Origin of the sequence: Candidatus Methylospira mobilis (genome assembly GCF_009498235.1) — a bacterium.
Taxonomy (GTDB): domain Bacteria; phylum Pseudomonadota; class Gammaproteobacteria; order Methylococcales; family Methylococcaceae; genus Methylospira; species Methylospira mobilis.
Genome location: NZ_CP044205.1, coordinates 2,068,653 through 2,094,162, shown reverse-complemented (window position 1 = coordinate 2,094,162; position 25,510 = coordinate 2,068,653). Strand labels below are relative to the sequence as shown.

Annotated in this window: 28 protein-coding genes and 2 pseudogenes; 18 read left to right on the top strand and 12 right to left on the bottom strand. The window is 52.8% G+C overall.

The annotated features are described in order from the left end of the window. Positions 1-276: 276 nt before the first annotated feature. Complete coding sequence (locus F6R98_RS09260) at positions 277-810, bottom strand: Arm DNA-binding domain-containing protein (protein ID WP_153248774.1); 534 nt, start codon at positions 808-810, stop codon at positions 277-279. 601 nt (positions 811-1,411) lie between these two features. On the opposite strand from F6R98_RS09260, the pseudogene istA (F6R98_RS09255) reads away from it, so the two are divergent. Next, positions 1,412-2,032 (top strand): annotated as a pseudogene (gene istA, locus F6R98_RS09255) (IS21 family transposase); the annotation flags it as partial. Positions 2,033-2,211: 179 nt separating this feature from the next. On the opposite strand, the gene istB (F6R98_RS09250) reads toward istA (F6R98_RS09255), so the two are convergent. The 5 genes from istB (F6R98_RS09250) to F6R98_RS09230 form a co-directional block, all read right to left on the bottom strand. Further along, the gene (gene istB, locus F6R98_RS09250) at positions 2,212-3,018 is read right to left on the bottom strand and encodes an IS21-like element helper ATPase IstB (protein ID WP_153248773.1); all 807 of its coding nucleotides are present in this window, start codon (positions 3,016-3,018) and stop codon (positions 2,212-2,214) included. Continuing rightward, complete coding sequence (gene istA / locus F6R98_RS09245; RefSeq protein ID WP_153250984.1) at positions 3,008-4,531, bottom strand: IS21 family transposase; 1,524 nt, start codon at positions 4,529-4,531, stop codon at positions 3,008-3,010. Before istA (F6R98_RS09245) ends, istB (F6R98_RS09250) begins: the two co-directional genes overlap by 11 nt. A gap of 230 nt (positions 4,532-4,761) precedes the next feature. Continuing rightward, positions 4,762-5,679, bottom strand: coding sequence for a nucleotidyl transferase AbiEii/AbiGii toxin family protein (locus tag F6R98_RS09240; protein WP_153248772.1), 918 nt, complete (start codon positions 5,677-5,679; stop codon positions 4,762-4,764). After that, positions 5,676-6,413 (bottom strand): type IV toxin-antitoxin system AbiEi family antitoxin domain-containing protein, encoded by a 738-nt coding sequence (locus F6R98_RS09235; protein ID WP_153248771.1) that lies wholly within the window; start codon positions 6,411-6,413, stop codon positions 5,676-5,678. Before F6R98_RS09235 ends, F6R98_RS09240 begins: the two co-directional genes overlap by 4 nt. A 542-nt stretch (positions 6,414-6,955) precedes the next feature. Next, a complete protein-coding gene (locus F6R98_RS09230) occupies positions 6,956-7,225 on the bottom strand; it encodes a hypothetical protein (RefSeq protein WP_153248770.1) in 270 nt (89 codons plus the stop codon). A 261-nt stretch (positions 7,226-7,486) separates the two neighbouring features. On the opposite strand from F6R98_RS09230, the gene F6R98_RS09225 reads away from it, so the two are divergent. Beyond that, positions 7,487-8,401 carry a DUF4942 domain-containing protein gene (locus F6R98_RS09225; RefSeq protein ID WP_153250983.1) on the top strand — a complete coding sequence of 305 codons (915 nt, stop codon included), beginning with the start codon at positions 7,487-7,489 and terminating at the stop codon, positions 8,399-8,401. A gap of 479 nt (positions 8,402-8,880) precedes the next feature. On the opposite strand, the gene F6R98_RS09220 is transcribed toward F6R98_RS09225, so the two are convergent. Together F6R98_RS09220 and F6R98_RS09215 are read right to left on the bottom strand one after the other, a co-directional pair. Next, positions 8,881-9,198, bottom strand: a complete 318-nt coding sequence (locus F6R98_RS09220) for a helix-turn-helix domain-containing protein (protein WP_153248769.1) — start codon at positions 9,196-9,198, stop codon at positions 8,881-8,883. Further along, positions 9,179-9,565 (bottom strand): type II toxin-antitoxin system RelE/ParE family toxin, encoded by a 387-nt coding sequence (locus tag F6R98_RS09215; protein ID WP_153248768.1) that lies wholly within the window; start codon positions 9,563-9,565, stop codon positions 9,179-9,181. Before F6R98_RS09215 ends, F6R98_RS09220 begins: the two co-directional genes overlap by 20 nt. Before the next feature lie 593 nt (positions 9,566-10,158). Here F6R98_RS09215 and F6R98_RS09210 point away from each other — a divergent pair. Further along, on the top strand, positions 10,159-10,872 hold the full coding sequence (locus F6R98_RS09210; RefSeq protein ID WP_153250982.1) for an ArdC family protein: 714 nt from the start codon (positions 10,159-10,161) through the stop codon (positions 10,870-10,872). Between the two features lie 67 nt (positions 10,873-10,939). Continuing rightward, positions 10,940-11,410 (top strand): annotated as a pseudogene (locus F6R98_RS09205) (IS21 family transposase); the annotation flags it as partial. 75 nt (positions 11,411-11,485) lie between these two features. Here the strand turns inward: F6R98_RS09205 and istB (F6R98_RS09200) are convergent. The 3 genes from istB (F6R98_RS09200) to F6R98_RS09190 form a co-directional block, all read right to left on the bottom strand. Then, positions 11,486-12,283: an IS21-like element helper ATPase IstB gene (istB, locus tag F6R98_RS09200; RefSeq protein ID WP_153247439.1), complete on the bottom strand. Its 798-nt coding sequence runs from the start codon at positions 12,281-12,283 to the stop codon at positions 11,486-11,488. Further along, entirely contained in the window at positions 12,280-13,359 is a 1,080-nt protein-coding gene (gene istA / locus F6R98_RS09195) for an IS21 family transposase (protein WP_194270021.1), read from the bottom strand. The genes istB (F6R98_RS09200) and istA (F6R98_RS09195) overlap by 4 nt, the downstream gene beginning before the upstream one ends. Positions 13,360-13,429: 70 nt before the next feature. Further along, the gene (locus F6R98_RS09190) at positions 13,430-13,597 is read right to left on the bottom strand and encodes a BRO-N domain-containing protein (protein WP_153248767.1); all 168 of its coding nucleotides are present in this window, start codon (positions 13,595-13,597) and stop codon (positions 13,430-13,432) included. A 454-nt stretch (positions 13,598-14,051) separates the two neighbouring features. Here F6R98_RS09190 and F6R98_RS09185 point away from each other — a divergent pair, with 454 nt between their 5' ends. The 11 genes from F6R98_RS09185 (at position 14,052) to F6R98_RS09135 (ending at position 22,105) form a co-directional block, all read left to right on the top strand. After that, positions 14,052-16,181 (top strand): DUF2628 domain-containing protein, encoded by a 2,130-nt coding sequence (locus tag F6R98_RS09185; RefSeq protein ID WP_228125191.1) that lies wholly within the window; start codon positions 14,052-14,054, stop codon positions 16,179-16,181. Between the two features lie 297 nt (positions 16,182-16,478). Continuing rightward, on the top strand, positions 16,479-17,333 hold the full coding sequence (locus F6R98_RS09180) for a hypothetical protein (RefSeq protein ID WP_153248765.1): 855 nt from the start codon (positions 16,479-16,481) through the stop codon (positions 17,331-17,333). A 264-nt stretch (positions 17,334-17,597) separates the two neighbouring features. Continuing rightward, the gene (locus F6R98_RS09175; protein WP_228125190.1) at positions 17,598-18,113 is read left to right on the top strand and encodes a lysozyme; all 516 of its coding nucleotides are present in this window, start codon (positions 17,598-17,600) and stop codon (positions 18,111-18,113) included. An 11-nt stretch (positions 18,114-18,124) separates the two neighbouring features. Next, positions 18,125-18,385, top strand: a complete 261-nt coding sequence (locus F6R98_RS09170; protein WP_153248763.1) for a hypothetical protein — start codon at positions 18,125-18,127, stop codon at positions 18,383-18,385. Between the two features lie 10 nt (positions 18,386-18,395). Next, the gene (locus F6R98_RS09165; RefSeq protein WP_153248762.1) at positions 18,396-19,139 is read left to right on the top strand and encodes a phospholipase D-like domain-containing protein; all 744 of its coding nucleotides are present in this window, start codon (positions 18,396-18,398) and stop codon (positions 19,137-19,139) included. Continuing rightward, positions 19,093-19,536 (top strand): hypothetical protein, encoded by a 444-nt coding sequence (locus tag F6R98_RS09160; RefSeq protein WP_228125189.1) that lies wholly within the window; start codon positions 19,093-19,095, stop codon positions 19,534-19,536. The genes F6R98_RS09165 and F6R98_RS09160 overlap by 47 nt, the downstream gene beginning before the upstream one ends. Before the next feature lie 8 nt (positions 19,537-19,544). Further along, positions 19,545-19,919, top strand: a complete 375-nt coding sequence (locus F6R98_RS09155) for a hypothetical protein (protein WP_153248760.1) — start codon at positions 19,545-19,547, stop codon at positions 19,917-19,919. Further along, on the top strand, positions 19,916-20,812 hold the full coding sequence (locus F6R98_RS09150; protein ID WP_153248759.1) for a hypothetical protein: 897 nt from the start codon (positions 19,916-19,918) through the stop codon (positions 20,810-20,812). The genes F6R98_RS09155 and F6R98_RS09150 overlap by 4 nt, the downstream gene beginning before the upstream one ends. After that, the gene (locus F6R98_RS09145; RefSeq protein WP_153248758.1) at positions 20,813-21,331 is read left to right on the top strand and encodes a hypothetical protein; all 519 of its coding nucleotides are present in this window, start codon (positions 20,813-20,815) and stop codon (positions 21,329-21,331) included. Further along, positions 21,331-21,594, top strand: a complete 264-nt coding sequence (locus F6R98_RS09140; RefSeq protein WP_153248757.1) for a PAAR domain-containing protein — start codon at positions 21,331-21,333, stop codon at positions 21,592-21,594. Before F6R98_RS09145 ends, F6R98_RS09140 begins: the two co-directional genes overlap by 1 nt. A 10-nt stretch (positions 21,595-21,604) precedes the next feature. Next, the gene (locus F6R98_RS09135) at positions 21,605-22,105 is read left to right on the top strand and encodes a defense against restriction DarA-related protein (protein WP_153248756.1); all 501 of its coding nucleotides are present in this window, start codon (positions 21,605-21,607) and stop codon (positions 22,103-22,105) included. A 119-nt stretch (positions 22,106-22,224) separates the two neighbouring features. Here the strand turns inward: F6R98_RS09135 and F6R98_RS09130 are convergent, their stop codons facing one another. Then, positions 22,225-22,383 carry a hypothetical protein gene (locus tag F6R98_RS09130; protein ID WP_153248755.1) on the bottom strand — a complete coding sequence of 53 codons (159 nt, stop codon included), beginning with the start codon at positions 22,381-22,383 and terminating at the stop codon, positions 22,225-22,227. A 252-nt stretch (positions 22,384-22,635) separates the two neighbouring features. On the opposite strand from F6R98_RS09130, the gene F6R98_RS09125 reads away from it, so the two are divergent. From F6R98_RS09125 to F6R98_RS09115, 3 genes are all read left to right on the top strand, one after another. After that, positions 22,636-22,791: a hypothetical protein gene (locus F6R98_RS09125; protein ID WP_153248754.1), complete on the top strand. Its 156-nt coding sequence runs from the start codon at positions 22,636-22,638 to the stop codon at positions 22,789-22,791. Positions 22,792-23,236: 445 nt separating this feature from the next. Next, positions 23,237-23,497, top strand: coding sequence for a hypothetical protein (locus tag F6R98_RS09120; protein ID WP_153248753.1), 261 nt, complete (start codon positions 23,237-23,239; stop codon positions 23,495-23,497). Between the two features lie 746 nt (positions 23,498-24,243). After that, the gene (locus F6R98_RS09115; RefSeq protein WP_153248752.1) at positions 24,244-25,422 is read left to right on the top strand and encodes a hypothetical protein; all 1,179 of its coding nucleotides are present in this window, start codon (positions 24,244-24,246) and stop codon (positions 25,420-25,422) included. Positions 25,423-25,510: the final 88 nt, after the last annotated feature.

Here is a 25,510-nt window from a genome sequence, read left to right as displayed (position 1 = left end):
CCCGCGCGTCCCGTTACCGGCTCTGACTTCAGGCGCTGAAGGACGCGGCTGGCCTGAAAATGGTCTAAACCGGGAGAATTCCACAGGGAAAGCTCGGTTCAATAAAAGCGTTGCTGCAACGGCAATGATGAAAAGGATAGAAAGGGCGCGAATGATGACCGAGCGCCCTCGAAAACCGAACTGCCCCAAAAGCTATTTCCATAGGAACCTCGTATCAACCGGGCTCGTCCAACAAACGGTTCAGATTGTGGCTCGCTTCGCGATCACAATCTAACCTTACTCGTTGTACATAACATGGAGCAACGCCAGTGCCTGATTCGCAGCAGGCCTGCCGTTATTCTTGCCTATGCGGGTATGCAGCGCTGTAACGTCCTCATGACTGACACTTGATGCTTTACGTTTTGCCCACGGGGTCAGGTAGAGGTTGAAGAACTTTTGCGCCTTCTCTGGTCTGCGATTGAATGCAGCGCGGCGCACCATGTATTCATCGAACAGCTCTTGCAGTGTCATTTCTTCGCGCTTGGCTCGCTTTACAGTTGCTACGCTCTCGCCGCCTGCAATCCGTGAAACTTTCTCCGCTGCATCGTTTCGTGCCTGCTCAATTGTCATACTGGGGAATTTCCCCAAGGTTACGCGCTCCGTCTGACCATTGACGAACCGCCGGATAAAAAACGTCTTGGCGGTCACTGTGACACGAAGCAGTAAACCCGATGCGTTCTTGTGAGTGTCTTGATAGATGATGCGCTCGCCAGCCGTGGCAAATGGGAGCGCGTCCAAACGCGGTTTTGTGAAGCTGAATTTTTTGTCCATGCGCCTAGCCTTGATCTGTGGTGCCCGTTTTCGATTATGAGAGACAACAAAAACCACGTTATATACGGGTTACAGCTAAAATACGGTGCCCGCTCGGTGCCCGTTATTTGGTAAAAAGCGGGCTATTTCGGTGTATTTCCGTTAAGGTAAGGATAGACCTTATATATTGATTTGTAAAGGTTCGTTAAGGTTTGTATAGGGGGATAATAGGGGTAGGCCAGTCATTCGTAATGAATAGGTCGCAGGTTCGATTCCTGTTTCGGGCTCCATCAGGTAGTTCCGCAGAGTCCCATATAGTACGCAAGCCCGCATTTTAGCGGGTTTTTTTATGCTTATGCGGTGCGGTCAAGTGCGGCTAGGTGCGTTTACATCCGCCATATTTGACGGTAATATCGACGGTAGCAGCACATACCGTCGGAGGTGTTACCGTCATGCCCTTATCAGATACTGCCATCCGTAGCGCAAAACCGCAAAATAAACCCTACAAGTGTTGTCGCTGACCGAAAACTGACCCATGTAGAGGTGGTTTGCTGATTCAAAAGTGACCCAGGTGTTCTACTTGCCCTGTCCAATTTTTGGGCAGGAGATAAAGGTGATCACTATGGAAATGATAGGCAAGATACGGCGGATGTATTTACGCGACAAAATGTCGCTGCATGCGATAGCAAAGCGCACGAGCTTATCGCGCAACACGATACGCAAATGGCTAAGGGCGGAAGAGAAAGCAGTACCGCCGAAATACCGCAGGATAAAGGCGGACTGCAAGCTCAGCGCGTTTCACCCCACACTGGAACAAGCCCTCAAAGCGGATTCCCATCGCCCCAAACAGAATCGGCGCACCGCCAAAAATCTGTTTGCACAAATCAAGACGGATGGTTACACGGGCGGTTACAGCCAGGTGACTGCGTTCATTCGCAACTGGCGTGCTGACTCAGGCAAGAAGCCCCACGCCTTTGTGCCGTTGAAATTTGAGTTTGGCGAAGCCTTCCAGTTTGACTGGAGCGAAGAAGGGTTGGTAATTGGAGGCATTTACCGGCGCATACAGGTATCGCACCTGAAGCTGTGCGCCAGTCGGGCATTCTGGCTGGTGGCGTATCCGGGCCAAGGGCACGAGATGCTATTCGATGCCCATACGCGCTCCTTTGCGGCGCTGGGTGGCATTCCTCGCCGTGGCATTTACGACAACATGAAGACTGCCGTTGATCGCGTCAACAAAGGTAAGGTGTCAACGCTGATTGAATAATGCCCCAGAGTGCTGATTGAATTTTGACCCAGGACCTGTTGCTGTTTTGTGTTGCAGCAACTGTGGATAAGTCTACCAGATTGTTGATTTGAAGTTTTTAGATGCGCGGGAAGTTCACGAAGTTTGGAGACCGTAGTGAACTCCCCGCGCGTGCCTGGTTAGAACGGCTCTTCTACGGCTGCGTTTTTGCCTCCTCTTCGTGTTTGCTCTCTCGATTTGATGCGGGCCTTCGCGGCCATGCTGCTGTGCTGAAACCGGTATGACTCATTCCCGGTTTCAACAATGTGGCAGTGATGCGTCAGCCGATCCAGCAACGCCGTCGTCATCTTGGCATCACCGAATACACCCGACCATTCCGAGAAGCTCAGGTTCGTCGTGATGATCACACTGGTGTGCTCATACAGTTTCGAGAGCAGGTGAAACAGCAAGGCTCCTCCCGTTTGGCTGAACGGCAGATAGCCAAGCTCGTCGAGTATGAGCACATCCATGCGCATCAACGATGCGGCGATTCGCCCGGCACGGCCATCCTGTTTCTCGCGTTCGAGTGCATTGACCAGATCGACCGTCGAATAGAATCGCGCCCGCTTACTCTGCGTGGTGATACCCGACACCGCGATGGCGGTCGCCAAATGCGTCTTGCCTGTCCCGGACCCGCCGATAAGCACCACGTTCTGCGCTGTCTCGGTGAATGATAGCGTTGCCAATTGCTCTACCAGCGGCCGATCAGCCTTGGAGGCGGCGAAGTCGAATCTGGCCAGGTCGCGATGTACCGGAAACCTGGCCGCATTCAATTGGTTTCTCACTGAGCGCATGTGCCGGTCCGTTGCTTCGGCTTGCAGCAGGTGTTCGATCAGCCATTTCGACGAATCGGTCGATGCAGACCCTTGTGCGATCAGGTCTGTCCATGCACCGGCCATGCCATGTAGCCGCAAATCCTTGAGTTCAGCAGTGACATCACAGCGCATGATCAATCTCCTCCGCATTGAGGTGAGCTTCAGCGTCATGCCTCAGCTCATCATATCGGCGGGTATTGGCCAGCGGCACATCCTTGAGCTGCAAACTCGTTTCCACATTCGGTGGAAGGGGCGGCGCATTCAGCCGTCCCAGTACGTTGAGGACGTGTTCCACACTCAACACGCCGGACTCGATGACCAGTTCCACCGCAACAATAACGGCTTCAAGCCCCGCCCGTGGTACGGCGGCCAGCACCTGCGCCATGCAGCGATCTCCGCCCGGATCGCGCATCAGCCCCTGCCTGAGCTGTCTGAGTGGTACAGGCATGTCTGCGAACGGGGCGCCATTGCGCAGCGCTCCCGGTTTGCGTTCGATCAGCGTGATGTAGTGTTGCCAGTCGTAGCGAACATGTCCGCGTTCTGTCAGGCGCTCGTGGCAGGCGACAAACGCGTCACCCGACACAACGATGACTTGATTGGGATAGAGCCGGACGCTGACCATCTTGCCCGCCAGCTCGCATGGCACGGAGTAGTGGTTGCGCTGTACATTGATCAGGCACGTGCTCGATACACGAGCCGGATTTTCAACATACCCATCAAATTGAACCGGCATGGGCATCATGTGCGCGCGCTCCTGCTCCAGCAGGTCGGCTACGCTAAGCTCCTTGTACTCGGGATGGTGCAGCTCGCCCCATAATGCCCGGCAGCGATCACCCAGCCACACATTGAGTTCGACGAATGAACCGAACCGCTGGTTCTGCGCTTCCAGCCAGATGCGCCGCCGACTGTCCTGTACGTTCTTCTCGACAACGCCTTTCTCCCAGCCGGATGCCACGTTGCAGAAATCGGCATCGAACAGGTAGTGCGCGCACATCACGGCAAAGCGCGCATTGACCACGCGTCCCTTACCTTTGTTGACGCGATCAACGGCAGTCTTCATGTTGTCGTAAATGCCACGGCGAGGAATGCCACCCAGCGCCGCAAAGGAGCGCGTATGGGCATCGAACAGCATCTCGTGCCCTTGGCCCGGATACGCCACCAGCCAGAATGCCCGACTGGCGCACAGCTTCAGGTGCGATACCTGTATGCGCCGGTAAATGCCTCCAATTACCAACCCTTCTTCGCTCCAGTCAAACTGGAAGGCTTCGCCAAACTCAAATTTCAACGGCACAAAGGCGTGGGGCTTCTTGCCTGAGTCAGCACGCCAGTTGCGAATGAACGCAGTCACCTGGCTGTAACCGCCCTCGTAGCCAGCCGTCTTGATTTGCGCAAACAAATCCTTGCCCGTGCGCCGATTGTGTTTGGGGCGATGGGAATCCGACTTGAGGGCTTGTTCCAGTATGGCGTGAAACGAACTGAGCTTGCAGTCCGCCTTTATCCTGCGGTATTTCGGCGGCACTGCCTTCTCTTCCGCTCTGAGCCATTTACGGATCGTGTTGCGCGATAAACTCGTGCGTCTAGCGATCTCGTGTAGCGACATCTTGTCGCGTAAATACATCCGTCGAATCTTGCCTATCATTTCCATAGTGATCACCTTTATCTCCTGCCCAAAAATTGGACAGGCCAAGTAGAACACCTGGGTCACTTTTGAATCAGCAAACCACCTCTAACTGGGTCAGTTTTCGGTCAGCGACAACAGATAAGGCTTCAATTGTTGTCTAATTCGCCGTTTTTGGCCGCCAGTCTCAGCCATTCGGTAACGCCCTCTTTCGCTTGGTTTATTGCGAAGACGGGTGAATTCCGGTTGTGGAGCTTCTATGCCAATAATTTGGTAAGTGCGTCGATTTGTGTGGCAAACTTCTTTGGATTATTTTTCTCCAATGCTGCGAGATTGTGGAGTTTCCAGCGGATGCCTGGCAGTTGTTCGAGGTGCTCGAATCCTAGTAACTGCCATTCGGGTTTGTTGGCGACCAATGAGAGCAGAAAGCGGCGCTCATTCGTGTCCAGTCCCTGTTGGAGTATATGTATCATTTGTTCGCGGGCATTCAGCAGTTCATGCAGTTGCACTGGTTCTGCCGTCATGCCTTTGAAGTTGCGTTCGTACTCCTGATTGATGTCGCGCAGCGCCGGGAACAGTACCTCGTGAACCGGTCTGTTATGGCTGGACAGGTAAACAACGAAAGCGCGCCGGATATCGGCAGTAATTCCTTCGTGCGCGAATAGCTGCATGATGTCGAACAGGTCGCGAAGATGCTGCCGATCCATCGCCGCAACCAGCTTGCCGCCATAGACATCTTCCAGCGATACAACCGGAATTTCCAGCTCGGCCATCAGCACATCGCGCGCTTTAGGCGTTAATGTCGCCATGCGAACCGGATGAACGGTGCCGCGCATCACAAAATTGACTTCGATTTTGACCTCAATGCCGTCGCGTCGTATTAGTAGTTTGGTTTCGCCGGTATCGGCTACGGTAGTGGGGATGTGGGTCTGGAAACCTCGGGCGGTTAGGCGCTCGGTTGCCTGCCGGATAACCTGGTTGATGCGCGCCAGGGCTTGATCGCGTGGTATGTTGTGGTTGGGAAAGACCAGGTCGAGGTCGACGGATAGGCGCGGCATGTCGCGAATGAACAAGTTGATCGCCGTGCCGCCTTTGAGCGCGAATTCACCATCAGCGAAGATAAAAGGCGCGACCTGGGTCATCAGGCGCGCGGTATCGAGGTAGATTTTGTTCATGGTTTGAGTATCAGCAGGCCATCGTCAACCCTGGATACCCAGGGCTGAGCGCTACCGGTAGGGAGTTGGGATGCATCAAGCTTTGTTACCCAGGGCAGTGAGAGCTCCCGGCCAAGTTGCAGGCACAGCCGTACAGTCTTGATACTGGTACAACGCAGCAGCAGCTCGCGCAGCACTTCTGCGCGCAAGCTGTACGTGCTTTCTGCAAGCTCGCGAGCTTCCTGTAGCGACTGGCGCACGCCGACTTCACTTAAGACTTCCAAAAGTGCGCGCTCCGGCGCTGATACTTGGGGTGCGCCGTTGCGGTTTTCGAAAGGATAGACGTGGAGCAATGCGCTGGGTCGTTCGTCGAACAAGCGCTTACGGTGGTACTCAGCCGGGAAGCGGCTTATGAACCAGTCGGGCAGGCGCGCTATTCCCCAGCCGTACAGGTACAGCGTTGTTTGTTGCGATAGATAATGGCGGATACCGTACCAATCAAGCGCCGACTTTCCGCCTACGTGCAGGCCATCTATTTTTTGCTGCAACAGAACGAGGCTGGAGTGTAGCTCCAGTGATTCGTTGGGCCGACAGTAGATGCCTCTTGCCAGCCGAGCGAGCCAGCCGGCACGAACATAGTGGACTGCGAGATCGGCTGAGATACCTAATTCGGCCAGATTTTCAGACGTCAATGGCCGCCCTGGTATCAGGTTGGTGTATAACGTGTTTAGTTTGTTTCTGTGAATCGTAGTCATACTACGATTATGATGATGTTATCAAATAAAAACCAGCGCTTTTTGCCTGTTGTGTGTGCCTTGATCTGGTTTCCGCAATCGCGTGGGTGTTCACGTCAGCCATCCACAGGGGAACCAGCCGGGGTTCCCGAAGGGTATACCCCAGAGGCTGGGGGTTCCTGTGTGTTGGGTGGCGGCGCTTTTTCTTTATCTTTATCGGCTGGTACCGATTGTCAGCGGCTAATGGCGGAAAGTCAAAACAAAGCGCCGAGGCCCGTGCTGCGGGCTTTGGTTTGGTGCGGAAGCGCCCCGTAACTCCCACGCCCCCGCATACCTCGGATCGTGCGGCTGGGATTCACGGCTTCGCCCTGAACCGCACTATGCGAACTGTCGGCAGAAACGCCGCCAACAGATCGCACCGAGTCATGCTCCCCCGCTTCCGCACATGGAAAGCCCCGGCGTGATGGTTATTTGAAAAGCTGTATCACGTCGAATCAATTCGATCTTTTGCACCTGTTTATCAAGCAGCCCGGCTTTATGGCTTCATCTGCGGCCGCGCGCAGTTATTTGCCTGTATCAAGTTTTGCTCGGTCAGCGATCTTCAGGGCGAACCCGCCTTCCCTGTCGGGGCGAGCTGTTTCCGCGCTATACGCCATCCGTGGCGCGCGCGGCGTTATCAATCCCTGATATGCGCCTGTTGTCGGCTTCCATCTCTTTCGTAGCGAGGTGGAAACGGACTGCTTGAGCAGACCGTTTCCGATTATTCCCTGCCGGATCACGTTTTGGCGTGAACCGGCTTGTTGTTCTATGGCGCTGATGTAGTGGGGAGCCATTGCCGTGTTCCTTCTCCTTTGTCCTTCGTTCTAGCCCGTCGCTCTGCTCTCGGTCCGCCTTTTTTTCGACGCATAGCGAACGGCCTTCAAGCCCGTAAGGGTTTGCTTCGCCATGATCTTCACCCGTTCGGTGCTCACCTTCGGCTACGCTCCGCGTGCGGCTTCGTTCCTGCCCTTGCTGTCTTTAATTCCGCCCGCTGGTCATGCGTCAAGGCGGCTCCGAAGAGCAGATCAACAGAACGAAGACCAAAGGAGAGAATGATGACCACGACAACGACCCACAACAGCAACGCCACCCATAGCGCGGATTTCCCCCGCACCCCCAAGGCTCACCAAAAAGCAGATGGGAACGGCGAAGATACCGCGAACGAACAAGCCGCATTTTCTGATGTGGTAAAAAGCGTCAGTATCGAAAACCTGATAAATCAGCGCGCAGCCGTTAAGGCCATGTTGCAGCAGGCGCATGAAATTATCCTGAAGGCGTCGCAGGTTGCCGCCGAAGCGCACCTGGGCTGTGTTGCTGACTTGTTTGAAACCTACAGCGGTATGAGCCAAAGCGTCGCATTTACCAAAGAGGGCGCGGTTGATCGGGCGATGAACGTTCTCGACCGTAAAGGCTGGCAGTATTTGATGGAGCAATCCGGCATGAGAACCTTTATGGATAACGCGGCGCGCAAGGAATGGGATACGAGCGTTTACGAGGGAAAAATCCCGGAGCTGACAAAGGACAACATCACGGCGACTTTTCAAAAGCTGCATGAATCGCGAGGGGATTTGTTCGACCGTGGGGTTATTAACTGTTTCCATCGCCTAAGCTGGAACTACAAAACAAACCAGCCGTTCAAATTCGGCAAGCGACTGATCATAAACCGGTTTCTTGACGGTTCCGGTCAAAGATGGGCGTATCTTTCTCACTCGACCAGCAATGAGCTGGACGACTTGCTGCGCGTATTTCATGTGCTGGACGGCAAGCCGGAGCCTGACCACAGGCAGGGGATTTATTATATGGTTGCAAATATGATCAATGACCACACGGCATGGATAGGCGACTATTTCAGTTTGAAGTGGTTCAAAAACGGCAACGCGCACTTGAATTTTACCCGGCCCGACCTGGTTGACCAGATGAACCGCATTCTTGCTAAACATTATCCCGATGCGCTGGCGGCTCAGAATTAAGGGACGAAATAATAGGAGAGAAGAGCGCGGCTTGACCGCGTTCTTCTGAAATAAAGCTTAAAAAAGCGCCAATGCCCGATTTGCTGGCCTTGGCGCGGCGCGTAAGTGCCCCGTAACTCCCACGCCCCCGCATGTCCCGGATCGTGCGGCTTATTCACGGCTTCGCCCTGAGCCGCACTATGCGAACTGTCGGCAAGAAAAGCCGCCAACAGATCGCACCGAGTCATGCTCCCCCCACTTCCGCGCCGGGATTGAGCGCCGCTGATGCGGCGTGATGTTTTGGGCGGTCGTCATAAATGGATAGGGCATCCATTTATGACTAGGACCGCTTTCATGTCAGGCCTTCGGCCTGACTGATGGGCCAAGCGCACGCGTGCCAAGGTCGTGGCTGTTGGGGTAGACGGGAATTTCCTGTTCGTTGCTCATGGCGTTATGGCGCAGTCTGTGATCTTGGGCGATTCAGGCAGGCGCGCTGCTTTTCAGGCGATGGCTTCCAGTCCGTTTTTAGCGACCAGGGACAGGAGTTTCAGCGATGCGCCTTGAGGGTGTTTCTCGCCGCGCTCCCACTGGCTCACCAGGCCGGCCGTCACGTTCAAATATCTTGCAAAGACGGCTTGGCTTGCGCGTTCCCGTTGTCGTAGTGTGCGGATTTCTTCAGGTTGCAGGGGCTTTACTGGCGTCAGGCAAAGCGCGTCAAACTGGCGTAGGGTGCGCTTGTCCATAACGCCGGCATCATGCAAGCCTTCGGCTGTTTCATGCACGGAAGCCATTAAGCGGCTACGGTATTGCTTTTTCATTGCAGATAACCTCAGTCAATGTCTTGTTTTCCAATGCGAGCTGCAGCTTGGCGTCGTCATAGCCGAGCATGGCTGCCGCCAGTTTCTTCAGCGCAATCAGTTCGTCATCGTCTATGTTGTCTTGTTCATTCTTGGCAAAGCCATGAACAAAAAACGCCAGTGATTTCATGCGGAACAGAATCAGGGTGCGAAATCCTCCAGATTTTCCTGCGCCGCTACGGGCAACACGTTGCTTGATAACTCCCCCGCCCAGGTTGGCGTCAATTAATCCCTGTTCAGCATCCATGACGGCCTTGCATAAGCTGGGATCGTCAATCCCTGCCTTTTTGGCAAAACGCGCGAAGGCTTTGTTTTTGAATATCCGCATGCCGTCCTGCTTGTGTTAATCACTGTTTTTACCAGAGATATATAGCACTTAGTGTTATAAGTTACAAGTTGGTTCCCCAGTAGAAATCTACAGACGTCATTCTTTTGGCGAACCCGCCTTTCCCCGTCGGGGCGAGCTGTTTCCGCGCTATACGCCATCCTTGGCGCGCGCGGCGCTATCAATCCCTGATATGCGCCTGTCGGCTTCCATCTCTTTCGCAGCGTGGTGGAAACGGACTGCTTGAGCAGACCGTTTCCGACTGTCCCCGGCCGGATCACGCTTTGGCGCGAACCGGCTTGTTGTTCTATGGCGCTGATGTAGTGGGGAGCCATTGCCGTGTTCCTTCTCCTTTGTCCTTCGTTCTAGCCCGTCGCTCTGCTCTCGGTCCGCCTTTTTTTCGACGCATAGCGAACGGCCTTCAAGCCCGCAAGGGTTTGCTTCGCCATGACCTTCACCCGTTCGGTGCTCACCTTCGGCTGCGCTCCGCGTGCGGCTTCGTTCCTGCCCTTGCTGTCTTTAATTCCGCCCGCTGGTCATGCGTCAAGGCGGCTCCGAAGAGCAGATCAACAGAACGAAGACCAAAGGAGAGAATGATGACCACGACAACGACCCACAACAGCAACGCCACCCACAGCGCGGATTTCCCCCGCACCCCCAAGGCTCACCAAAGAGCAAAGGGGAAAAGCGGAACTGCAATCGAAACCAGAGCGGATGTTTATACACGCGTTACCGATAAAATTCTGGCCGATCTCGAAAAAGGCGTCAGAACTTGGTTTAAGCCGTGGAGCGGCGAACATTTGGCCGGAAACATTACCCGACCGTTGCGCGCAAACGGCCTGCCCTACCGTGGCGTTAATATCCTGCTGTTGTGGGCGGCAAGCATCGAGCAGGGTTTTTCTTCTCAAGTCTGGATGACGTTTAAGCAGGCGCAGGAGCTGGGCGCGAATGTGCGCAAGGGTGAGCGCGGTTCGCTGGTAGTTTATGCCAACACGTTTACGAAAACCGAGGCCAACGAGCAGACCGGCGAAGATGAGGAAATGCAAATCCCGTTCATGAAAGGGTATACAGTTTTCAACGTCGAACAGATCGAGGGTTTGCCGGCGCATTACATGGCTAAGCCGGAACCGGCGCCGGAAACAGCGGGACAACGTGACGAACGGCTGGAGCAGTTTTTCAGGAATACCGGCGCAACTATCCGGCATGGCGGCAACCGGGCGTTTTATAACATCAGCGCCGATTTTGTGCAGATGCCGCCCTTCCCTGTTGTCGCTGACCGAAAACTGACCCATGTAGAGGTGGTTTGCTGATTCAAAAGTGACCCAGGTGTTCTACTTGCCCTGTCCAATTTTTGGGCAGGAGATAAAGGTGATCACTATGGAAATGATAGGCAAGATACGGCGGATGTATTTACGCGACAAAATGTCGCTGCATGCGATAGCAAAGCGCACGAGCTTATCGCGCAACACGATACGCAAATGGCTAAGGGCGGAAGAGAAAGCAGTACCGCCGAAATACCGCAGGATAAAGGCGGACTGCAAGCTCAGCGCGTTTCACCCCACACTGGAACAAGCCCTCAAAGCGGATTCCCATCGCCCCAAACAGAATCGGCGCACCGCCAAGAATCTGTTTGCACAAATCAGGACGGATGGTTACACGGGCGGTTACAGCCAAGTGACTGCCTTCATTCGTGACTGGCGAACTGACACAGGCAAGAAACCCCATGCCTTTGTGCCGTTGAAATTTGAGTTTGGCGAAGCCTTCCAGTTTGACTGGAGCGAAGAAGGGTTGGTAATTGGAGGCATTTACCGGCGCATACAGGTATCGCACCTGAAGCTGTGCGCCAGTTGTCAATGCCGATTTAAAATTGATACAGTTTTTGAAGAAATGCCGATTTAAATCTGATACACCTCCCCTAATTCATTATCGCGCTGGCACTATCGTTGTCGGCTCACCTTTAGCCTTGACCATACCGGCTGCCCGTTGATGTTTTAACCGGTAACTGTCGCCGGCAATCGGCACGATATGGGCGTGATGAAGCAAGCGATCCAGCAGAGCGGCAGTCAGCGTTGCGTCCTGAGCAAAGGTCGCGTCCCACTGTCCGAACGGCAAGTTGCTGGTTACAATCAGGCTGCTTTTTTCATAGCGCGCCGCGATGACCTGAAAGAACAGGTTGGCCTGTTCCCGATTCATCGGCAGGTAGCCGATTTCGTCAATAATCAACAGGCGGTAAGCGTTGATCGCCCGATGCATGACGGCCTTCAACTGATTCTGGGTATGCGCAGCCACCAGCGTCAGCAATAAATCGGCTGCCGTGGTAAAGCGGGTCTTAACGCCAGCCTGCGCCGCTTTGTATCCCAAGGCAATCGCCAAATGGGTTTTACCGACACCGGACGGGCCGATAAGCACGACATTCTCGTTACGCTCGACAAAACCCAGCCCTGCCAGTTCGTCAATCTGGCTGCGTTTGACTCCGGGGGCAAAGGCATAGTCGAACGCCTCCAGAGTTTTGATCGCCGGGAAACCGGCAAGGCGTGTAAATAGACTCTGTTTTCTTACCGTTCGCCCCGCTGCTTCCATTTTGAGCATGTCTTCCAGAAAGTCGCTATATGCGCTTTCCTGTTGCGCGGCCTGCTGAGCGGCAGCCGGGTAACCCTGCGCTATGAACGGCAGATTCAGCGATTCACACAGGGTTTGTATTCTTTCGTGTTGCAGGTTCATGCCGCCACCTCCCTTTCACTCTGGATAGCCTCCAGAAGCCCGTCATAGACCGCGAGCGGGTGTTGTAATGGCGTTTCCTGCGCTATCCGTTCGATAACAACGACCGGACGATCTGCCGCCGTTACCACCGCCTCAGATTGCGGGCGCGCCGCGCGGATATCTCCGCGCCAGGGAGCGGGCAGTTCTTGCAGGCGTTCCTCTCCCAGGCGCTCCGAGGGACGCACTTGCGTGGTGCCATGTATGCGTTCATTGGCTACGTCTTTTAGCCAGCGTCGCACTTCAGCATTGGCAGTGACCACGTCCAGCGTCAGCCCGGACTGCTTGAGCTGTGCCACCAGCGGAACATAAAAAGAGCGGCGCAGATAGCCGTTGAAACGCTCGACTTTACCCTTGGTCCTGGCGCGATAAGGGCGACACAGTTTTATAACGAAACCGCAATGCCGCGCATAATCGAGAAATCCAGCGTGGAAACGATGCTCACCTTCACCCGATGCGTCGCGCTCCAACACCACCGTCTTCATGTTGTCGTAAAGAGCCCGTTGCGGAATACCGCCAAAAGAGTCGAACGCATGGTTATGGCACGCGATCAGCGTCTCCACTTTCATGTCCGTGACGAACTCGACAAAGCTGGCTCGGCTGTAGCCCAGCGTTGCGCAGAAGGCGTAGAGCGGGTTACTGCCTTTACGAAATTCGACCCAATCGACCTGCATCTGCTCGCCCGGCACCGTCTCAAAGCGCACCACCGGCTCTGCCGCGCATGTGGGCTTGAGGCTATGCAGGTAGGCACGTAGCTGACTTTGTCCGCCGCTATAACCCAATGCGGCTATCTCTCGATACAACACCGTCGCCGGTATCCAGGCCGGTTGCGCCGCAGCCTGCCGTTCCTGTAAATACGCTTCAAATGGCGAAAGCTTGGTAGGGCGCTGCTTTTTGCGTTCGTATCGGGGCAGGCTATCGCTTGCAAGATGACGGCGTACCGTGTTGACCGCGCATCCGGTCTCTTCGGCAATCTTGCGTAAACTCAAGCCGTGTTTTCTCAATAATTCAATTTCCACATACACCTCGTCAGTGATCACGGCTGCGTTCCAAATGCAGCCGATCTTCTCAATTCGGTGTATCAGTTTTCAATCGGCACGCTGTATCAATTTACATCCGGCAGTGACATAGGTGGCAGCCGCGCAGGCTGAAGATGCGGACTTGTTGTTTGCCGCCTGCCGTGTCCAGTTCGATCAGGGCGGTCATGGTGTCGGTGAATTCGTCGGCGTGCCGCTTGTAAATCGTGCTCAGCGCTTTACCTTTATTGGTATACCCCAAGGCACCCTCAATCTAAGGGTGCCTTAACCAAGGCCTTCCATCACGGTCAATAGCATCGAAATTAAAATCTTGGAAAGAAAGTGCGAGTGCAGTCATGGCTTTACTCCTGATTAGTTTAGTGAGCCACCACCGATATGACGCCAAGCTTAAGGTGGTGGACTGGACGAGGTTGGCGTACCGGTAATCAGGAACCGGCCACCCCGAAGGGTGCCTCGCCCAGCCCACCATAATGGGCAGTGCTGAACGACGCGCACAAAAAAACCGCATGACGCGGTTGTGCGTCTGATTAATCCGGGACGCCAATCCCAGGCCGCCCATGTGGGGCGACGGGGTAAAGCCTACACCCGGAGGGATTCTGGTGTCAATCTGTCAGAATTGACAGGTATCTGCGCATTAAGCTGCTTGATAAAATATGCGAATGTCTATGCAATCACCAATATCAAGGAAACAGCAAATGCCATTCTGTAACAAGTGCGGTAGCGATGTAAGTGATTCGGCATCTTTTTGCGGTGCTTGCGGCGCACCTTTATCTACGGTTTCTGACATCACAACTCAAGCCGATATTCATGGGGATGTGACCGAGGCTGATTTGCGACTGTTTGTTGGAAGAAAATACAATTCTTATTACGCTGAAAAGTGGAAGGAAGAAGATCAACCGAAACAAAAGTCAATATGGTGGGCTAAGAGAAATTCAAAGACGCTAAATTGGTCTGCATTTTTCCTTACTTTTTTCTGGCTTGCATACAGAAAAATGTACAAACATCTTTTTATTTGTCTCGCAATCTATATTCCTGTTGTTGTTATTGTGGAATCCATCGCTGGGCATAGTGTTACATGGGTCACCATGATACCTAGCGTGATACTGTTAAGCTATGCAAATGGATGGTATAGACAGTTTTCCTATGAAAAAATAAAGAAAACAAAGTCACTTGGATTATCAAGAGACATAACGGCACTTCGCATTGAAAAAGATGGTGGGGTTAGCTTGTTATCCCCAACACTTTTTATATTGATAGGCGCTTTAACAATAGCAGTGATAGCTGCTGTATTTTACAACAATTCAACCAGCAGCAATAGAATTTATTTTTCACTCAACCAAAATGAGAGTGCGATCTCGACAAGCGGCGCAGATATTAATTCAGGCAAAGAGTTGACCACTCAAGCGTACGAATGGAACACTCAAGACGTAGACGTTGCTTCAAATGGAAACATTAAATTAGCGGTAAAACAGCTTAAATCAAACGCACCTATCACTGAAAATACGCAAGTAGCAGCCGATACAGCCTGGAAAGCTCCATGGAAATACTACGGGCAAGTGTTATGCTTTAGCGGCGAGGCAGCTTTGGTTGAGGACTATCCTCCGGGTAGTGATATATCAAAGGTGCTTGTGAGCAACCAAACGTCAGAGGTCGTAATAGAAACCAATGACGGCTCTATCGTTGATCTTTTGTCAACCAATGGATCAGGATCACTTAAAGCTCAGGAGACGACTACGGTTTGTGGCTTTCCCGTTGGGCGCTCAGAAGTAGAGAATAAGCTTGGAGGAAAATTCACTCATTTGGTACTGGTCGGTTATTTAAAAGCGGCTGCGGTAAGTACCCCATTGTCGCGTCAGGCTAAACCAGCGGAAACCGTACCTGCTGCCATGTCCACACAAGCACCAATCGCGCCAACAGCCCCCGTACCTCATGTAAACGAACCATTGCCCGGAGAGTGCAGTGAAATTCAGTCCTGTATTGAGCAAAGCCTAAAAGCTGCTCGGGATAATAACATTGACATTGTGCGCCATATCGCCTCGCGCATTGACTCCCTGCCCAAACCTGAACTGGGAAATAAAGTACAGAGTAGAAAACTCAATGCGCAAGGACTGGAAACATTCAAGGCAGGCGGCTACAACAATGCCGCAGCCTACTTCCAAATGGCTCTGAAAGAAAACCCTCGTGATGCCGAACTGGAGGCTAATCTTGGTTCAGCGCTGACCGAAGCGGGTCGCGCCGGTGAAGCGGTTACTCCGTTTTTATCTTCGCTACAGCTTGATCCACGGCGTTCATGGACGTGGGCTCCATTGGCTGAGGCGTATGTGGTAACGGGACAGCAGGATAAAGCTGTTTCCGCCTTGTTGCTTTCCTATTATTGGTCGTCTAATCGCGAAAAAATAGCCAATTTCTACAAGGAACACGCCGAAAAGGATGCCATACAAAAACCGGATAAGGCCGCTGCCTATCGCACCGCCTACAGCATAGTAAATAACGGCGGAGTTAATACGTCCAGCTACAAAATAACGGAAATGGGAGTTTCATCCCCAACGACATCGGCGAAAGATGCGCTTGGTGAGGCAAACAAACAAATCAATATTGTTTGGAATGGAACAACAAAACAAAATAGAACATTGCTTTTGCCGGAGCAACGGGAATGGTTAAAGATACGCGAACAGGAATGCCAGATTTTAGCCGCAAAAGATGAGCCTAATAACTTTGCTGCTCAAGACGCGGCTCGCATGAATTGCATGACTGCGATGACACACGAAAGAACAAGGGTGCTGAGACAAAAGATTGTTTCTATGACAGGCGGCACACACGGTTGATCTCCGATCATGGACTGCGCCGAGACAAGTTCAATAGTTGAGCGATCGGCGCACCGCAGACATCATGACGGGCGGGTACGGCAGGTATTGAAAAGTGCGCCAGGTGTTGGTTATTTGCCCCGTGGATGATTATGTACGCCCTACCCGCAAAGGATTTTTAACCGATAACGCCAACTTGCACGGCGACGTAGCCCGTGTTTCCAATGGGCTGCGCGAGACCCTGAAACAGTACGATAACGAAGTATACTATTATATTTATAGTTTCATTAAAACAACATAAACTTAAGGAGAAAGATAATGCTAACCTACCCAGACAATCCCAATAGATTGGAAAGACTGAAAAATCTCAGCGCTCAACTCACAGTAGCTGTTGAGTCTCAACAGAAGCAGAGTGAAACGTTTGAAGAGAAAGCAAATAAATTAAGAGTCAATCTAATTAAACTGAAAGAGAGGCTAGAACAGTACTTGGCCACACTCAGCCTTGAAGAAAATAAGGAGTTATGGGAAAGAGTCAAAAAATTGATTGATAAAGTCGACAGCTGGAGTAAAGATAAAGAAGTAACAATAAGTTCAGTTAAAATACTTGTACCAACATTCATCGTTACTGCTTTTGCAAGTGGTGTCGCTGGATACAGTACAACAAAAGCATTACAAAATTTGCATTTAAACAGATTTTTGGCACGACTGGCTCCCAGGCAAGCTTTTATATACAGAATGCCGGGGTATGTAAAATGGGGGTCTCGTGCTGCTGGGTTTGGCGTCGGCATTATTGTTTCATTTGCTATATTCGAGATCGTGGATGCCTTCCTTGGTGCTTCCACTAAAAAAGAACTTCAAAAAGATACTAAGGAAGCTCTCGATTCAAGGTACGAAGCAACCTATGCTAATATGCATGCAGAGGCTTCCATTGAGAGTGTAAGCGATTTTGCCTCTAAATCAGAAGCTTATAAGGAGCTGATTGATAAGGATTCTAATCTTATCAATTTTGTAATAGAAAAGATGGACAATGCTGAAAATGATTTCATAAAACATATAGAAATGAATGTAACCTCCGACAAGGTTCTAACCATTCTGAAAGAGAGGGATAAAGGTCAGTGGGTCGATTCGGAAGTGGAAGAAAATTGGACCCATCCTGAAATTTCATCAACTTAAATGTAGCGAAACCTACCGGGTCATCCAAGTCCCTCTCAGGAGCAAAAAATAGGCGACACGCTTGAACCAATAAATGGCATACCTCAGAGAAATGTTCAAATTATGCCCGCCCCGAGCGGGCTTTCTTGTGCCTGCAAAAAATAGCCGTCCCGCATACCCGCGCCCATCAAAACCGGAAAACGGCGCAAAAACCGCCCTACCCCTCGTTCAAAACTTCCCCCTGATAACTACTTCAGGTGGACATATGACCAAATACAGACAGGTGTGCGACGCTGCCGTCGCCATCATCAAAAAATACGAGTCCCTTCCCTGCATGACGGCGATCTGAGCCATATCGGCCTACAGCCCAAAATGGACCCGATTGGCATTTGGACCGAAGGCTGGGGCCACGCGATGCGTGCCCCGGATACCGGTAAATTTCTCAAGGGGGCTGAAAACAAGGCAAAGGCCAACAAGCTGCATAGCATCAACGACGAAACCCAGGCCAATGCGGTACTGACAGAAGACCTGGCGGAGTTCTCCGGTCATGTTGCTGCGCTGATCAAGGTTGATGTCAGCGACGATCAATTCGGCGCATTGGTCAGCTTTGCGTACAACGTGGGCTACGGCTCGGACGGACTTGGCGGTTCCACGCTGCTCAAACTGCTGAATGCCGGAAACTACATTGGCGCTGCGGATCAGTTCCCGCGCTGGAATAAATCCGGGGGCAAGGTGCTGAAAGGTTTGGTAAAGCGACGGCAGGACGAGCGTAATCTGTTTCTGGCCGGAACGTCTGCTTAAGCGGGTACATCATGAACATTCTATTTTTCATGTTGATTGGAACCTTCGGTCTCATTGCGCATTGGTGTAAGCGCTGGCTGCGCGAACAAACCACGGCATCGCTGCTCGACTATTACCTGAAATACAACCGGCGCGCGACGGCGGCAACCGCCATTACATTTTCGGGCGCGCTATTCGGGTTTTTATCGAGCAGCCCCGAACTTACGCCCGTAACGGCCTACGCCGTGTTTTTAACCGGTTACGGCATTGATTCTGCCATAAACGCTGAGTGAGGCAGTAAAGATGAATAAATACAAAACGATATCGATTGTGGTATTGTCCTTTATGCTGTTTGGCATGGCCATGGGGGTGAAGTCCGCATCGGCGGATGACGCCGTGCCGCCAGTGCTCGTAGGCTTCTCGCGCGGCGAACCGTCGGCCAAGGACATTGTGTTGCAGGCCATCGCCGACGCGCAGGTATCGATCTACATGGCCGCGTACCAGTTTACCCAGGACGATATTGTCGGGGCTTTGCTGGGAGCGCAAAAGCGCGGCGTCAAGATCGCGGTTGTGCTGGATAAAACCCAGGCGCATGGCGACGCGCAAGCCGAGCTTGTCCAGTCTGGCATCGGTTGCGCAATTGACCACCGGCATAAGATCATGCATCACAAGTTTCTCGTGGTGGACATGACATCCGTGGAAACCGGCAGCTTCAATTACTCCGAGTCCGCCGACAAGGCCAACGCCGAAAACGCGATCTATATTCGAGGCTCGCCCGCCCGGCCTCGCCGCGAAGTACAAAGCACAGTGGGAAGATGTGAACCGCAAGGCGCTGCCGTGCGGCGGAGTCCGCCCCATATAAAACCGGAAAACCAAGCAAAAACCACGCTACCATTGTTCAAAACTAAGCCCTTACGCAGCATGCATAAGGGCTTTTGTTATGGCGATTTCATTATCCAGTTACATGAAGGGTTTCTTCGATCTAACCAAGGCGATCGGATTGAAGGCCATATCCAGCGATTTCGCGTTCGAGATCGCCGGTTTTGAGGGGACTTATTTGCTGGTGAAGCAAGCGCCGTGGCCGGAACTGACGCCACAGGGCGAGATCGAGGTTCCGACCGTTCTCGGGGGCATGGCCTATCAGCCGCAACAGGTGAAGTTTGCCGGACAAGGCCCAATCTCGATCATGGAAACGCGCGCCGGTTCCGTCAATCAGTTGCTGGTTGGTCTGATTACCAAAAACCAGGGTGTTTTCGACGCGAAGATCTACGAAGGCACGCCCATGAAGTACATCAAGGCGAAGTCGATTCGCGATTGTTTTATTCAGCTGGACGCCCCGGATCGTGACTGGGAGAACCGTTCGCAGGTGCTGACCTTTTCCGGAACGCTGTTCTTCCACTATTTCGGCGACGACATGGCCGGTAATTCGACAGATTACCGTTAACACGCGTCATGGCTTCTATTTCCGCGCTGTCGGCTAGATTTTCCAAAGATGAGCGCCCTATCGGCATTGTTATCGACCCGGAAACGGTGCTGAGGCAAGCGCTGGCCGCGACGCGCATGTATGCAGGGTATGGGGTGCTGGAATGTGGGAACACCGGCGCTGAAATTACCGCCGATACCGATCTGAGCGATTCGGAGTGGGCGGTAATTCGTCCGCTGTTCCTTCTGTACGTCGAGCGCGAGTGCGCCATCCATCAGGAAGCGTCAAGGGCGATGGGGCTGGAGACTTTTGGACGAATGTCGTCGGAAATCTCCGGGGATATCGCCCTGGCCGAGCAGAATCTTCCTGGGCAGGCGTTCTGCTATACGGTCATCACGGTATGAATGTCACGCTGGAAAACGGCAAGCCTGTGCGCGGAGACCTGATCAAGTCGGTCATACTACGCTCGGACGCCACGCCGATACCATCCACCGTCGAAGCCGAGATTAGAGTAGACGCGGACATGCGCAGGCAGTTGGCGGAGGGGAAAAGATTTTATGCGGGCAAGGACGGCGACGCCTACCGCATCATAAACGACCCCTATTCGGCTGGCGGCTATTACCAGGGCGGTCACGACATGGGCGCGGTCAAGCTGATCGGCGTGCTGGATTGCTGCCACGCGGTTTCGTTTGTCCGTTCGACGGCGATCATCAAGGAACGCGCCACGCTATCGCAAATCTACCGGGCCTGCGGCGCGACGATAAAGGCAGTTGACGCCGACTTTCCGGTGCCACGCTTCGTATGCCCAATAGGCCAACCGCCTACCTTCCCCATCGCGCTGGCCCTACAGGAAGCGGGCGGAATTGTGCGCTGGAAGAGCGGTAAGCTCCGGTATTTCCGGCTGGCGGACCTGTTTACCCAAAAGACGGTCATGTCCATCAGAAGCGAGTCTGCGGAAGATGTTGGCAGCGGGTTTTCCGAGCGCCCCGAGATACCCTGTTTTTATTCTGTCGACGATGCGGGTCAAATTATTTTCGGCAATAGGGACAAGGCTCGGACGGCGCGTTTCGTGCCGGGAAAAAATATCCAGCAACTGCGCAATATGACGCGCTGCTTGGTCAAAAGAAAAATTGCCCAGGTAGGTTTCACCCCGGCGATTGCAGCGGGCGATTTAATCGACGTTGTGGGCGGCGCGCCGCTGGCGGTCGTGACCGCCGCCCATGTGTATCAGTCCGGCACGGATGGCAGCGGCAGCAATCAATACAGCAAATTGTGGTTATCGAGTCTGGAGGGGTAAGTGGAAAAAGGAGCGCTCATTGGCCGGCAACCGGCAGTCGTGCACAGTTACGACCCGGATACCCGTACCTGTATGGTAAAGATACCCGGCATCAGCGATGGCGGCGATACGCCGCTGGAGGCTGAAATAGAATATTCGCTGGGCGATAGATCGGCACAATCCGATGGTAAGATTGCAACCGAGGTCGAGATACTTTCCGGCGATACCGTATGGGTTGATTTCATCGGCGGCGATTCGCGCTATCCGTTAATCACCGGCTACCGTAACCCGCGCGTCGGCAACGACAAGGAGACGCGGCGCTGGCATCACCTCAATATTGCTCTTGAAAGCGACAAGGATACGATCATCAAGGCGGGGGGCAATGTAACGGTGATCTGCGAAAAGGATGTGTCGGTGCAGGCCAAGGGTGATATCAAGGGCAGCGCGCAGGGGTCAATATCCTGGGAGGCGCGGGGCGATATGTCGTTAACGGCGGGCGGCGCGATGAAAATCAACGGCGAAACAGTGGACTTAGGGTAATGGCCGGTATAGCACGCGTAAACGTGGACAGCGCCGGCGGTGTGATTACCGGGGCGCTGGCACCAAAGGTGCGAGTAAACGGCGCGCCGATCGCGGTTGTCGGGGCGACGGTTGCGCCGCACGGACAGTATCAGCATGCGGCGCCGGTTATGGTTCAAGGATCTTCCAAAGTCCGCGCGGGCGGACTGCCGGTATGCCGCGCCGGAGATGCGGCGAGTTGCGGGCATGCGGCATCCGGTTCGGATACAGTTTCAGCAGCATAGGGAAAAACAGATGAGCATCCAACACTTATTTTCATTCGCGGACTTATCGGTAAAGGACAAGGCGGCAAAGGCCGCGATGAAGTATTTCTCGCGCGCCGGCGCCAATGTCGCGCAGCAGGACGTTGACGGCAAAATCAAGCGGACGTCAGGCATCAACTACCGGGAAATGACTTTCACCTTCGACGATTCTCAAACCGTGGTGATGCGCATCAACGCGACGGGCGACGTATTCCAGGTACTCATCAACGGCGCGGTTACGCCGATCACGAACCAAAGCGACCAGGTTGCGGCAATTGCCGAAATCGTGCAGAAGCTCAACGCCGGACGCATGACGTTTCAGCAAAAGCTGGCCAAGGCGCAGGTGGCTATTCCGCCCGGCATCAAAACCGTAGCGCCCAGGATGCTGGAGGTACTCACGCAAAAGCGCTATGGGTTGAAAGCCGCGATTCAGGCGGTCGTGGAGGAAATTGCCATCGTGACCGGATCGAACACACAAGCGGCAAGCGAATAGCGCCGCCGCGCGCGCTTGCATTGAATAGGCCGGGCCAGCGGCTGGCGAGATCGGCCTGTATTTGTAGGGTGGCTGAGCGTTTGCTTTGCGACATGGTTAAACCTGTTGTTTAATCTGTTTCAGTGATAAACCTTTATCCCCGAACCCCGGACACACGCAAGCAGGTCGTAGCCGGAAGCCGATGCTATATTGATGAACACGGTCAACGCTTCTTCGATTTCTTGGGTACTGAACAGGCTGACGGCTGAGAAATATGTAATAGCCTCGTTTCGAGACATACCGCACCTTAGCTGATAGTCAATAAAACCAATTGGGTCAGACGACTCAAACCCAAAGGACACCCACGTTACTTACCCCGTCTCCACGCGATTAGGCCGGGACTGTAACGCCAGCCGGTTGTGGCCAGCGCATCAGCGCGGTATAGTCGGTCTTTAGTCCGGCTCCAGGCGCGCATTAAGCGCTTTACAAAGTAGCGCCGCAGCGGGCTGGCATACCTTCCTCGACTGTTCCAGGTCGAAAATGAGGGCTTTATGATTATTAAAGATATTATTCAACAGTTCAGGCTGATTCTGGCTGTAAATCGCGGGGCGGATGTTGTTGTAACCATTATTACCGTTATGATTGTGGTTGCTTATATCGTTTATTTTATCAGCCTCCCCGATGTCGGTTTTGTTTTGATTAAGTGACAAGATACCAATCATAGGGGTAACACGTCATGGTTATTTTTTTTACCAAGGGCAACATCGTTACCCTTTCCGCTTAGTTCCTCGTTCACAAGGTGGAACAATCCACCGCCCGTTATCCGTCTGAGGATTTCGCATCGCTTGATGCGGTTGAGTGTAGATTGAATCCAAGATCACAACAGAGCAGAAGCATATTGCCAATAAGTGTGTCCGCCTAACCATCGTGGAAATATACTCTTGTACTGCCAGCAACTCCCTTCAGGGCTGGAAAGCGAGCTAAAATAATCTTCCACGTCTGTTAGTCTTGAGCACTTATCTTCTACGATGACTAATCTGATGTTAATTCGGTTGTTTTAAAAGTGGAACTATCTACCGACGAAGCAGTCAAATAAGTCGAAGCCTGTCGACTCCCTAACCTTTAGTAGTTTTAACCCGGATAACGATTACGATGAAAACGAGTTTTTTTGTGCTTTTTCTGGCAACAAACACCTTGATAAGCACATCCGCCATTGGCAGCGAGGAACAGTATGTTAACGTTATGAACCTGCCCTACATCGAGTATTTCGTCAACAAGACGGACCACGGCGATGAGTTAACCAATCATATTAAATTCGAGCGTATTGGCGTGACTAAGTGTGTCCGCCTAACCATCGTGGAAATATACTCTTGTACTGCCAGCAACTCCCTTCAGGGCTGGAAAGCGAGCTAAAATAATCTTCCACGTCTGTTAGTCTTGAGCACTTATCAACATGGAAAACGGCAGTTGCGATGCATGGAGCGGGACGCTAATCGAATGGAAAAAGGAGAAAAAATTGTTCCACTTTAATAATCAGGATATTGAAATAAAGATGCTTAAGCCTGTAGTCCGGCAAGAGAAAAAAACCTATGACTGCGATTCGGCAAATCCTCGGAAGGAGTGAGGTTAGCCCTATTCAAATTAAATGAATTTAAGCGGTCAAAGTCGAATTTGTCCGATGACGACTGAGGCCGGTCAACTCTGCATTCCCAATGCGCGGTATATGGTGTTGCGGCTGCATCCGTAGCGCCGCATCAACTTTTTTCTGTTGCGCCCCTACCATTCTGTCGGCCTGTTTCTTCACGCAACCGGCTGCTTCAGGCGTGTGGATAAATTCGTGCGCATCAAAAGTGATAGTCCGTTTCGCCCATTAGGGGCGACTGAAAAGCCCTACACCCGGAGGATTGCGAATGTCAACCTGTCAGGGTTGACAGGTTACGGGGAAGCGAGCTGACACTACAATAAGTATCCAGCCAGAATTTTCATGGATCCAACAATGGCAACACTATCGGAAGTACATTTTTCCGCACCAAACCCTCACCCGGGAGAAAGGACGTGGCACGGACACAAGCAGTTGAAAGCACAATTCATAGCGCGGATATCCATCAAGACTACCGGATCATCGCGATTAACATACACGGCGTTTCGGGAGCATTGAAATGAGCGACAAATACATCCTGGCGAACTACGACCGGCAATATTTCGTCTTCAGGCTGACTGGACATCTGGCTTATGATCGCGTGCTGGAGGTCAGCACAGCCCTCCAGCCTCATCATAACGCCTATTACATCAAGGCGGGCAAGTACAAGCCCAACGCGTCAAGCCAGATATTTCTCGTTTTCCCCGAGACCATCAAGAGCACGGATACCTTTCGAATCTTCAATCAGAATACCGGGAAGGCCTGGACCAAACTGGGAGGAATGATCGGAGAGCAGGATTTCAACCCGGATGAAGCCGCGCGATCCCAGGTTTTCAACCTGCGGGAAATCGCCTCCGGATTAGGCCCATTATGTGAATTTGCCTTTGACGGCAACGGGCTCTATGGGATTAAGACGCAATATGACGAAGACCTGATCGGCAGGCCAAGAAATCAATACGCGTTTACCGATTCCATCGACTTTCTGGCCGGTTTCGGCGGCGGCCTTCCGCCCTCGAATGTGGGACACAGTGGCAGTCTTGAGCATTTACCCCCGCCGTTGACCGAACACGCACCGCCCCCGCCGACCTTGGAGCCCTTTGCGACCCGAGTACTGCGCCTGCCGTTTTTTATGATCAAGGACGACGAGCGGGACTCAGCCTGGAAAGCCAGGAATTCACCTTGGTATTATCTGCGAAGACAGGTGAAGTTCATCTCCAAAGAAGGGTGGTTTATTTACAATAATACCTCCACGGAACAGGAAAGGTCGTGGAAAACGACGAAAGGCTGGTCAAAAACCGACTCTCAGTCGTTCAGCATCACCACGGGCATGAGCGTATCCGCATCGGCCAGCTTTTTCGGTACCGGCGTCACTACCGAATTCAGCATGGAGCTGGGTTATTCGACGGAAAGTTCGTTTACCGAAACTTACACGGAGGAAACGGAGATCAAGATAAAGGCTCCGGCAAAGACCTCGGTGGTAATGTGGCAGGGACAGAGTACATTCACCTTATTGCGAAGCGACGGCTCCGAAGCCGGCCGGTGGGTCAGGAATGACGACGGACTTTATTTTCTCGAGTTGGCCGTCGGCGAAAGAGAGGGAAGATACCTCGTGTTAAACACCGGAGAAGAAATGACTCGGCAGCTCACCGACCAAGGCGGCGTATCGGACTTCGTACCCATTGCAAGAAGGTCGCTGTAGGCTGCAGGAGAGCGCTGATCTGTCGATGATTGTATGACAACGCCGAAACATGGGCGTCTTCTTGCCACATGGATAGAGGATTTGTGGA